General features: G+C 66.9%; 14 protein-coding genes. 5 read left to right on the top strand and 9 right to left on the bottom strand.

From position 1 onward, the window contains the following. The 4 genes from A5652_RS26400 to A5652_RS04130 all read right to left on the bottom strand — a co-directional run. Positions 1–164, bottom strand: a 164-nt coding sequence (locus A5652_RS26400) for an SAM-dependent methyltransferase (protein ID WP_156745146.1), incomplete at its 3' end; no start/stop codon positions are given. 23 nt (positions 165–187) lie between these two features. Further along, entirely contained in the window at positions 188–1,135 is a 948-nt protein-coding gene (hemC, locus tag A5652_RS04140) for a hydroxymethylbilane synthase (protein ID WP_067346937.1), read from the bottom strand. A gap of 13 nt (positions 1,136–1,148) precedes the next feature. Continuing rightward, the gene (locus A5652_RS04135; RefSeq protein WP_067346934.1) at positions 1,149–2,519 is read right to left on the bottom strand and encodes a glutamyl-tRNA reductase; all 1,371 of its coding nucleotides are present in this window, start codon (positions 2,517–2,519) and stop codon (positions 1,149–1,151) included. 125 nt (positions 2,520–2,644) lie between these two features. Then, positions 2,645–2,914, bottom strand: a complete 270-nt coding sequence (locus A5652_RS04130) for a glutaredoxin family protein (RefSeq protein WP_067346931.1) — start codon at positions 2,912–2,914, stop codon at positions 2,645–2,647. A gap of 59 nt (positions 2,915–2,973) precedes the next feature. Here A5652_RS04130 and A5652_RS04125 point away from each other — a divergent pair, with 59 nt between their 5' ends. The 5 genes from A5652_RS04125 (at position 2,974) to A5652_RS04105 (ending at position 6,115) form a co-directional block, all read left to right on the top strand. Then, on the top strand, positions 2,974–3,282 hold the full coding sequence (locus tag A5652_RS04125; protein WP_067346929.1) for a WXG100 family type VII secretion target: 309 nt from the start codon (positions 2,974–2,976) through the stop codon (positions 3,280–3,282). Then, positions 3,275–3,565 carry a WXG100 family type VII secretion target gene (locus A5652_RS04120; protein ID WP_067346927.1) on the top strand — a complete coding sequence of 97 codons (291 nt, stop codon included), beginning with the start codon at positions 3,275–3,277 and terminating at the stop codon, positions 3,563–3,565. Before A5652_RS04125 ends, A5652_RS04120 begins: the two co-directional genes overlap by 8 nt. A gap of 146 nt (positions 3,566–3,711) precedes the next feature. Further along, entirely contained in the window at positions 3,712–4,620 is a 909-nt protein-coding gene (locus tag A5652_RS04115; protein WP_067346924.1) for an HAD family phosphatase, read from the top strand. Between the two features lie 43 nt (positions 4,621–4,663). Next, positions 4,664–5,185 (top strand): MaoC family dehydratase N-terminal domain-containing protein, encoded by a 522-nt coding sequence (locus A5652_RS04110; RefSeq protein WP_067346922.1) that lies wholly within the window; start codon positions 4,664–4,666, stop codon positions 5,183–5,185. Next, positions 5,186–6,115, top strand: a complete 930-nt coding sequence (locus A5652_RS04105) for a cyclopropane mycolic acid synthase family methyltransferase (RefSeq protein WP_067346919.1) — start codon at positions 5,186–5,188, stop codon at positions 6,113–6,115. Between the two features lie 60 nt (positions 6,116–6,175). Here the strand turns inward: A5652_RS04105 and A5652_RS04100 are convergent, their stop codons facing one another. The 5 genes from A5652_RS04100 to A5652_RS04080 all read right to left on the bottom strand — a co-directional run. Further along, complete coding sequence (locus A5652_RS04100; protein WP_197513742.1) at positions 6,176–7,264, bottom strand: lysophospholipid acyltransferase family protein; 1,089 nt, start codon at positions 7,262–7,264, stop codon at positions 6,176–6,178. Continuing rightward, positions 7,246–8,373: an SDR family oxidoreductase gene (locus A5652_RS04095; protein ID WP_067346915.1), complete on the bottom strand. Its 1,128-nt coding sequence runs from the start codon at positions 8,371–8,373 to the stop codon at positions 7,246–7,248. Before A5652_RS04095 ends, A5652_RS04100 begins: the two co-directional genes overlap by 19 nt. A gap of 52 nt (positions 8,374–8,425) precedes the next feature. Further along, a complete protein-coding gene (locus A5652_RS26395) occupies positions 8,426–8,527 on the bottom strand; it encodes a 30S ribosomal protein bS22 (RefSeq protein ID WP_003402602.1) in 102 nt (33 codons plus the stop codon). Between the two features lie 147 nt (positions 8,528–8,674). Continuing rightward, on the bottom strand, positions 8,675–8,932 hold the full coding sequence (locus A5652_RS04085) for a cell division/environmental response transcriptional regulator (protein WP_040629292.1): 258 nt from the start codon (positions 8,930–8,932) through the stop codon (positions 8,675–8,677). A gap of 138 nt (positions 8,933–9,070) precedes the next feature. Further along, a partial coding sequence (locus A5652_RS04080; protein WP_304441759.1) for a pyrroline-5-carboxylate reductase occupies positions 9,071–9,431 on the bottom strand: 361 nt, incomplete at its 5' end.

The following is a 9,431-nucleotide window of genomic DNA, read 5'->3' as shown; positions in this document are numbered from 1 at the left end:
CCGATCAGGGCCAGCACCGGCTCAGGCACGTCAGGATCGGTGAACACCAAAGCGGCGTTCGCCAGCACCGTGGCGGCCCGGGTCGTCAGCAATCCCGGGTCACCCGGGCCGGAACCCACGTACGTGATGCGGCCGGGTGTCGGCTTACGCCCTCGCGTCGTCATTGTCGCTCCCACGTAACTCGCATTTAACTTCCTCGCGCCGGGTCTTGCCGCGCTTCGCTCATCAGCTCTCGCGCGCCCAGCTCGAACAGCTCCGCGGCCACCGAAAGCCCAAGCTCTCGTGCCCGATCGGGACTGCCGATACCGGACGCGCGGATCACGTCGGACCCGTCCAACGCCGCCACGCAACCGCGCAGCGACAGCTCTTCGAAGACCCGCCCGTCCTCATCGATGGACTCGACCACTTCGGCGATCGCGCCCACCGGTGCGGAACAACCGGCCTCCAGTTCGGCCAGCAGGGCTCGCTCCGCAGTGACCGACGCGCGCGTGTCGGCGTCATCCAGTTCCGCCAGCACTGCCGCCAACCGGCTGTCACCGGCTCGGCATTCGACGGCGAGCGCGCCCTGAGCCGGTGCTGGCAACATCTGCACCGGCTCTAGCGTCTCGGTGACATCGTCGAGACGACCGATCCGGGCGAGTCCCGCCCGGGCTACCACGATCGCGTCGAGATCACCACTGCTTACCCTGTTCAACCTGGTATCTAGGTTGCCTCGTAGGGGGCGGATTTCCAAACCGAGACCCAATGCTCTAAGCTGCGCGGCCCGCCGCGGTGACGAGGTGCCCACCAGCGAACCGGCGGGCAACTCCGCGAGCACCAGGCCATCCCGTGCCACCACCGCGTCGCGCGGATCGTTGCGCACGGGGATGGCCGCCACAGCAAACCTGGGGTCGTCGGCGGTCGGCAGGTCCTTGTGGGAGTGCACCGCGGCGTCGACACGGCCTTCCTCCATGGCCTCGCGCAGCGCGGTGGTGAAGGCACCCACCCCGAGGGACTCGATGGGCGCCGACGAGCGGTCGCCCGCCGTGCTGATGGTCACCAGTTCCGCCTGGTGTCCCAGCGCGATCAAAGCGTCTCTGACCACCCCGGCCTGGGTGGTGGCCAGCAGGCTGCCCCGGGTGCCTATCCGGATCACGTTCGCCAATCGCCTACTCGGCGGTTTGCTGCGGGGTACCCGCGTCGAATCCGTTTGCAATGACTGGCAATTCGCCAGCCGCCACGGCATCGACGGCGGTCTGGTCGAGTTCGAAGAGTTCGCGCAGCGCCTCGGCGTAGCTGTCACCGCCGGGGGCGCTGGCGAGCTGTTTGATCCGCACGGTCGGCGCGTGGAGCAGCTTGTCCACCACCCGTCGCACGGTGCGCGCCACCTCTTCGCGCTGGGCGCTCTCGAGCCCCGGCAGCCGGTTGTCGAGGCGCAGCAGTTCCGCCTCGACCACGTCGGCGGCGCGCTGGCGCAGCGCCGTGACCGTGGGCGTCACCTCGGCCATCCGCTGACCGGCCAGGTAGGCAGCAACTTCGGTGGCGACGATGGTGCGGGCGGCGTCGACGTCCGCGGCCGCGGCGTGGGCCGAGGGCTCATGCTGCACGCGGTCCACGTCGACGACCCAGACGCCGGGCAATCCGGCGACCGCCGGGTCGACGTCGCGCGGCATGCCCAGGTCGCAGATCACCAGGGGGTGCGTCTCTTCGTCGCGGTGCGCGGCGGCCAACGCGTGGTGGACGTCGGCCAGCGAGATCACCGGCGTCACCGCCCCGGTACAGCTGACGACGATGTCGGCACCGGCCAAGCTGTCGGGCAGGCGCTCCAGGCCCACGGCGTCGGCCTGCACCCCGGTGTCGCGGATCTTGCGGACCAGACGCTGGCCCCTGGACAACGACCGGTTGACCACGTGCACATGCCCGATGCCGGCACGGGAGAGGTGTCCCGCGGCCAGCGCGCCCATCGCTCCGGCGCCGACCAGGACCGCGGTCTTGCCCGACAGTCCGCCCAGCCGGCGATCGGCCATGTTGAGTGCGACGGACACCACCGAGGCGCCCGCGGCGTCGATGGCGGTCTCCGAATGCACCCGCTTGCCCACCGACAAGGCCCGCTGGGCCAGCTCGTGCAATATCCGCCCGACGGTGCGGTTGGTCTCGGCGTTGGCGTAGGCGCGACGGACCTGGCCGAGCACCTGCTGCTCGCCGACCACCGCGGAATCCAGGCCGCTGGCGACCGCGAACAGATGCTCGACGGCGGCCTCGCTGTATCGGACGTACGCATACTTGGTGAGGTCGGCCATCGACATGCCCGACTGCTCCGACAGCACCTGCCCGATCACCGCCAACCCGCCGTGAAACGCGTCCACCACCGCGTAGACCTCGACCCGGTTGCATGTCGACAGCACCATCGCCTCGGTCACCAGCGGCGACTGCAGCACCCGGTCGACGATCTTGCCCTGATCGGACTCGTCGATGCTGAGTTGTTCCAAGACGGAGACCGGCGCACTGCGGTGCGAAACCCCGAAGAGCAAGACGCTCACGGCAGCATCACCTGGCCAGCTCCCTTGCTTCCTCCAGTAACTGAACTGCTGTCCACGGTAAACGTTTATCAGCTGGGCTACCAAATAATTGCCCCGCGCCGGCCGGCGCCGCAGCGCCAGGCGGGTCAGCGGCCGAGATCGGCCCGCAGCCGGGGCTCATCGATCTCCCAGTAGCTGTGTTCGCGCCCATCGAGCAGGATCACCGGCAGCCGATCGCCGAATTCGGCCCGCACCGCGGTGTTGCCCGCCGCGGCGGCGGCGTCGACGTCGGTCATCGACAACGCGAAGCCCAATTCACCGGCCAGCTCGGCCAACCGGGCATGCACGCGCTCGCAGATGGTGCACCCGTCGCGGGTCAACAGCTCCACGCGCGGCCGGCCGGTGTCCTCGGTCATGGGCACCAGTGTGGCATCGGTGACTTGTGAGGCCCTCTACCAGGCGTTACGTTCCGACGATGGCCGACGAGACGTTGCGGGTCGATCCACTGGCGATGCGGGGCGCTGCCGTCTCGCTGGGCGGCGCCGCCCAGCAGCTTTCGGCTCAGCTATCGCAGCTCGACGATCAGGTGGGCCAGATGTTGGGTGGCTGGCACGGTGCGGCGGGCAGCGCGTATGGATCCGCATGGGAACTGTGGCATCGCGGCGCCCGCGAGGTGGAACTCGGGTTGTCGATGCTGTCACATCTAATCGGCCAGGCCGGCATGGCGTATCACGGCACCGAGACAGGCTCCGCGCGGGCGGAGCGGGCGGTGCGCGGTGGCTGAGGCGTTTCGGGTGGATCCGCAGGCGTTGGCCGACACGGTGCAGCGGCTGGCGGCGTTTCAGCGCTATGCCGAAGACACGATCGCCGAAATCGATTCTCGGGTAACGCATTTGCATGCATCGTGGACCGGTGAAGCCGCGGCGGCCCATGCCGAGGCGCATCGGCACTGGGCGCGCGGCGAGGCGATGATGCGCGAGGCGCTGGCGCAACTGAAGCAGGCGGCCACGACCGCGCACGGCAACTACACGGGCGCGATGTCGGCGAACCTCGGTATGTGGTCGTGAGCGAATCGCGCCTCCGGCGGGTGACCCCGGTGGACTCATCGACCACCCCGGGACACGTCAACGCCGGCACGCCCTCTGCCCGATAGGGTTGTAGGTCGGGCACCCGCTGGGTCGCCAGGCAACACAGCGATCTAGGAGGTTTGACGATGACTTCCTCTTTCCCGGCCGACGCGGACCACACCGGTCACGTTGACCCGGAGTCGCTGGCCGCGGACGCCAGCGCCGCCCGCGCGATCGAGGGCATGCAGGAAGCCGCCGCCTCGCAGGACCGTCCCCAGCCCCCGATCGACCTGACCGCCGCGGCCTTCTTCGACGTGGACAACACGCTCGTGCAGGGCTCGTCGGCGGTGCACTTCGGCCGCGGGCTGGCCACGCGCAACTACTTCACCTATCGCGATGTGGTCGGATTCCTCTACGCGCAGGCCAAGTTCCAGATCCTCGGGACAGAAAACAGCAACGACGTCGCCGCCGGCCGGCGCAAGGCGCTCGCCTTCATCGAAGGCCGATCGGTCGAAGAGTTGGTCGCACTGGGCGAGGAGATCTACGACGAGATCATCGCCGACAAGATCTGGCCCGGCACCCGCGAGCTCACTCAGATGCATCTGGACGCCGGTCAGCAGGTGTGGCTGATCACCGCCACGCCCTACGAACTCGCCGCGACGATCGCGCGACGGCTCGGCCTGACCGGCGCGCTGGGCACGGTCGCGGAATCCGTCGACGGCGTCTTCACCGGCAGGTTGGTCGGCGACATCCTGCACGGCACCGGCAAGGCGCACGCCGTGCGGTCGCTGGCGATACGCGAGGGCCTCAACCTCAAACGCTGCACGGCCTACTCGGACAGCTTCAACGACGTCCCCATGCTGTCGCTGGTCGGCACCGCGGTCGCCATCAATCCCGACGCCCGCCTGCGTGCCCTGGCCAGGGAGCGCGGCTGGGAGATTCGCGATTTCCGCACCGCCCGCAAGGCGGCCCGCATCGGAGTGCCGTCGGCGTTGGCGCTGGGCGCGGCCGGTGGTGCGCTTGCCGCGCTGGCCTCCCGGCGGCAATCGCGCTGATAGGCTGCGCCGCGCAGACACAATTGACGGAGGGCATTGCGCCATGACGACCCCCAAGGAAGCCGAAGGACTCATCGGCAGCCATTACCGCGCGCCGGATTACTTCGAGGTCGGCCGCGAGAAGATCCGCGAGTTCGCGGCCGCGATCAAAGACGACCACCCGGCGCACTTCGACGAGAGTGAATCCGAGAAGGCCGGGTACACCGACATGGTGGCGCCGCTGACGTTCCTCGCTATCGCCGGGCGCCGAGTGCAATTGGAGATCTTCACCAAGTTCAGCATCCCCATCAACATCGCCCGGGTCATCCACCGGGACCAGAAATTCAAGTTCCACCGGCCGATCCTGGCGCACGATAGGCTGTACTTCGACACTTACCTCGACTCGGTTATCGAGTCCCACGGCACCGTGCTGGCGGAGATCCGCAGTGAAGTGACCGACGCCGACGGAAAACCGATCGTCACGAGTGTCGTCACAATGCTGGGAGAGTCTTCAAATCAAGAGGACGTCGAGGCAACCGCCGCAGCAGTTGCATCCATATCCGCAGGAAAGTTAGGGGCCTTGTAAATGTCTGGACAGCGGGAAACGGGAAGCACGCAACTCAAGCCGCCGGTCGAGAAGGTCCGGTCGCACTACGACAAGTCGAACGAGTTCTTCAAGCTCTGGCTCGACCCGTCGATGACCTACAGCTGCGGTTACTTCGACGAAAACCCGGACCCGCAGAATCTCACCAAGACGCTGGAAGAGGCGCAGTACGCCAAGCGCAAACTCGCCCTGGACAAGCTGAACCTCGAACCCGGCATGACGCTGCTCGACATCGGCAGCGGCTGGGGCTCGACGATGCGGCACGCGGTGGCCGAGTACGACGTCAACGTCATCGGCCTGACACTCAGCGAGAACCAGTACGCCCACTGCGTGGCGGAGTTCGACAAGATGGACAGCCCCCGCCACAAGGAGGTGCGGATCCAGGGCTGGGAGGAATTCCCCGGCGACGTGCCGATCGACCGCATCGTGTCGCTGGGCGCGTTCGAGCACTTCGCCGACGGCGCAGGCGACGCCGGGTACGAGCGTTACGCCACCTTCTTCAAGAAGTACTACGACCTGCTGCCCGACGATGGCCGGATGTTGCTGCACAGCATCGTGGTGCCCACCGCGGAAGAGGGCAAAGCGATGGGTCTGCAGGTGAACATGACCCTGCTGCGGTTCATCAGCTTCATCCTGAAGGAGATCTACCCGGGCGGAAAGTTGCCCCAGGTGAACCTGGTCGACAAATACGCGACGGACGCGGGTTTCAAGATCGAGCGCCACCACTTCATCGGCAAGAACTACGTGCCGACGCTGACCGCCTGGGGCGATGCCCTCGAGGCGCACAAGGAAGAGGCGATCGCCCTGAAGGGGCAGGAGACCTACGACATCTACCTGAAGTACCTGCGGGGCTGCTCGGACCTATTCCGCGACGGCTACACCAACGTCTGTCAGTTCACGATGGTCAAGTAATTCTTTGACACGAAACCGCCCCGGCGCCAATCGCGCAGGGGCGGTTTTCGTGTCTGGGGCTCAGCCGAAGAAGATGTTACGGCGGCCGGCCAGCAGCCGGTACAGCGTCTGCTGGATGGTCTCGCGCACCTGGTCGGTCAGCTCGAAGGTGACCATCGGGTCCTCGGCGTCGGAGGCTGCGTAGTCGTCGGTGGGGATCGGCTCACCGAACGCGATGCGCCACTTCGACGGCAGCGGCACCAGGCCCACGGGCCCCGCCAGCGGAAACAGCGGCGTGACCGGGAAATACGGCAGCCCGAACAGCCGCGCCAGCAGCTTCACATCGGTCAGCATCGGGTAGATCTCTTCGGACCCGATGATCGAGCAGGGAATGATCGGCGCCTTCGTCCGCAGCGCGGCCGTGACGAATCCACCGCGGCCGAACCGCTGCAGCCGGTAGCGGTCCTCGAAGCGCTTGCCCAGCCCCTTGTAGCCCTCCGGGAACACTGCGGTGAGCTCGCCGGCGGCGAGCAACCGGTGCGCGTCGGTCGTGCAGGCCATCGTGTGGCCGGCCTTGCGGGCGGCCTGCCCCACCACCGGCAGATCGAACACCATGTCGGCGGCCAGCAGCCGCATGTCCCGCTGCGCGGGATGTTCATCGTGCACCGCCACCGACAGCATCAGCCCGTCGAACGGCAACACCCCGGCGTGGTTGGCGACCACCAGCGCGGCGCCGTCGGCCGGCAGGTTCTCGATCCCGCTCACCTCGACCCGGAACCAGGATCGGAAGAACAGCCGCAGCAATGGCCGAACGATCGCGCTGTTGAAGTGCGGGTCGAAGCCGAACTCGTCGACGCTGTAATCACCGGTGAGCCGCTGGCGCAGGAATCCGGCGACCGAGGCGACGCGCTGGGCCAAGTCATTCAGCGGAGCGTCGGCGGGCGATGCCCCCGCGGCACGGCGATGCTCGTCGATTTCGCGGACCACAGCGGCGATTTGCTCCGCAGATGCCCGACCGCTTGGATCGGAAAGCAACGAGGGGTGCTGGCGAGAAGACTCAGCCCGTTGATCCGCTCTCCGACGCGCTGCTACCCGACCCCGATTCGTGTGTAGTGGAATGACATTCGCTCTGTTTTCGCCCGCCACGATACCTACCTGACCCCACCCCACGGAATTGGATTTCGGCTACCCAAGCGCTGAGCTAGGGCTATCGCGCGATCTTCCAAGGAGCGTACCCGAAGTGGGTCGATAATGGGAGTTAAGCTGCGGCCGCGAACGTAATCGTCAAATGCCTCCGCCGTTGACCATTTCGGCTGGTAGCCGAGCTCCGAACGCATCCGGCTGGTGTCCATGACGCGGCCGTAACTCAAATAATCGAATTGATCGCGACTGATCTCGTTGTAGCGGTTGGCGCGGCGTAACGAATCCAGCGCCCAGACGCCGAAACTCGGTACTGGCAACGGAATCCGGCCGGCCCGCCGGATCGCCTGCGACAGCATGATGATGCCGTCGGCGCCGATGTTGAACGTTCCCGCCTTGCCGGCCATCGCCGCGCGCTCCAGCGCACCGAGTGCGTCCTGCTCGTGCAGCAGTTGCAGGCGCGCGTCGCGGCCGAACATCGTCGGCACCAAAGGTCCAGCTAGATAACGCGATAGCGTGGTGTCCATCGCCGGACCGATCATGTTGGCCAGCCGCAGGATCGTCACGGCGATGTCGGGCCTGCGCCGTCCCAGCCCGCGCGCGTAGGCCTCGATGTCCAGGCTGTCTTTGGCGAAACCGTCACGGAACGGACGACGGCTGGTGCTGTCCTCGGTGAACATCACCGGGTCGTGAGCGCTCGAGCCGTACACCTCGGACGTCGACTTGAGCACGACCCGGCGCACCGAGGGCGCCTTCTGGCAGGCCGCGAACAATTGCATCGCGCCCATCACGTTGATCTCTTTCAGCGCCGCGGTGCCGCCCGATCGCGGCGCGTACGACGCGGCCGCCGCGTGCACCACGGTGTCGACGTCGCCGTTGCGAATCACCTTGGCTATGAAGGGATTCCGGATGTCGGCCCGGACGAACTCGGCGCGGCCCATCCGGCGCAGCATGTCCTTGCTCGGGGCTATCGCATCCACCGCGATGACCGCGTTGATCATCGGATTCTGTGCGAGCCGAGCCGTCAGGTAGCCGCCCAGAAATCGGCATGCGCCGGTGACCAGCACGATCTTGGGGTAATGCACGGTGTTGCCTGCGGTGTCGCCCGGCCCGGCGTTCTCCCCACTCGTCGGATCCACTCGAACAGCCTAACCGCCAGGCGCGACGGCGGCACTACGCCGCGAGCGGGGTTTACTTACCGAGTTTTCTGCGCTGCACGCGGGTGCGACGCAGCAGCTTGCGGTGCTTCTTCTTCGACATACGCTTGCGCCGCTTCTTGATTACTGAACCCATGAACTCCGCTATCTGACCGTGACCTGCTTCAAAGATTGGACCCGGACACTTTACCCGGCGGAACGCACCGAACACCAAACCGGCATCGGCCCGATCGCCGCGCAACGGCGAAGCCTGGGTGCCGCGCGCAAGCGGCACCGTTCCAGGTCAGCCGGCGTCGAAGTAGGACGTCTCAAGCATGTCGTGGACGGCCTTGGCGTGCACCCGGAAGGACCGGCCCACCCGGACCGCGGGCAGCTCGCCGTTATGCACCAACCGGTACACCGTCATCTTCGAGACCCGCATCAACGCGGCTACCTCGGCGACGGTGAGAAACTGCGTCCTGCCCTGCTGGCTGTCAACGGAACTGGCGTCCCGTGGCTTACCGGCAGCATCTCGCGCTGATGGCCCGTTACTAGACGTCATCGCAACCCAATCGTGTCAGGCACGCGCATGCCAGCGGCTTCCCCTCCGCCGGCACCCACACGTGCTTACAAGAGGAGAATAGCGGGACTAATGGGGTTACTGGTACTGGTGGGGGACAATCAATTGAAAAAACTTGGATTACTCCGATGTAATTCTTAGCTGCTCAGAGCGCGTTTTGGCGGCCTGAACGGCCGCGTCGACGGCCGCTCGCAGGCCCCCTCGTTCCAGCTCACGCAGGCCGGCCGCGGTGGTACCGCCGGGCGAGGTCACCGTCGCCCTCAGCTGCGTCGCCGTGGCGTCCACCCGCAGCCCGGGCGCCTCGGCCGCACCCTGCCGATCGGCGTCCATGCGCTCGAGCAGCATGGCGGCCGAGCCGGCCATGGTCTGCGCGGTCAGGTCGGCGGCCACCTCGCGGCTCAGGCCCGCGGCCACACCGGCGTCGATCAGGGCCTCGACGAGCAGGAAGAAATACGCCGGCCCGGAGCCCGACAGCGCGGTG

Origin of the sequence: Mycobacterium sp. 1165178.9 (assembly GCF_001673555.1) — a bacterium.
Classification (GTDB): domain Bacteria; phylum Actinomycetota; class Actinomycetes; order Mycobacteriales; family Mycobacteriaceae; genus Mycobacterium.
Note: the sequence above shows the minus strand (reverse complement) of the source record. Positions and strands in the feature narration are given on the sequence as shown.

What these genes read in the sequence shown, in the direction of transcription:
- A5652_RS04085 (WP_040629292.1), bottom strand. Translation starts at nt 8,932, where the DNA reads ATGACGTCTAGTAACGGGCCATCAGCGCGAGATGCTGCCGGTAAGCCA.
- A5652_RS04115 (WP_067346924.1), top strand. Translation starts at nt 3,712, where the DNA reads ATGACTTCCTCTTTCCCGGCCGACGCGGACCACACCGGTCACGTTGAC.
- A5652_RS04110 (WP_067346922.1), top strand. Translation starts at nt 4,664, where the DNA reads ATGACGACCCCCAAGGAAGCCGAAGGACTCATCGGCAGCCATTACCGC.
- A5652_RS04125 (WP_067346929.1), top strand. Translation starts at nt 2,974, where the DNA reads ATGGCCGACGAGACGTTGCGGGTCGATCCACTGGCGATGCGGGGCGCT.
- A5652_RS26395 (WP_003402602.1), bottom strand. Translation starts at nt 8,527, where the DNA reads ATGGGTTCAGTAATCAAGAAGCGGCGCAAGCGTATGTCGAAGAAGAAG.
- A5652_RS04105 (WP_067346919.1), top strand. Translation starts at nt 5,186, where the DNA reads ATGTCTGGACAGCGGGAAACGGGAAGCACGCAACTCAAGCCGCCGGTC.
- A5652_RS04130 (WP_067346931.1), bottom strand. Translation starts at nt 2,914, where the DNA reads ATGACCGAGGACACCGGCCGGCCGCGCGTGGAGCTGTTGACCCGCGAC.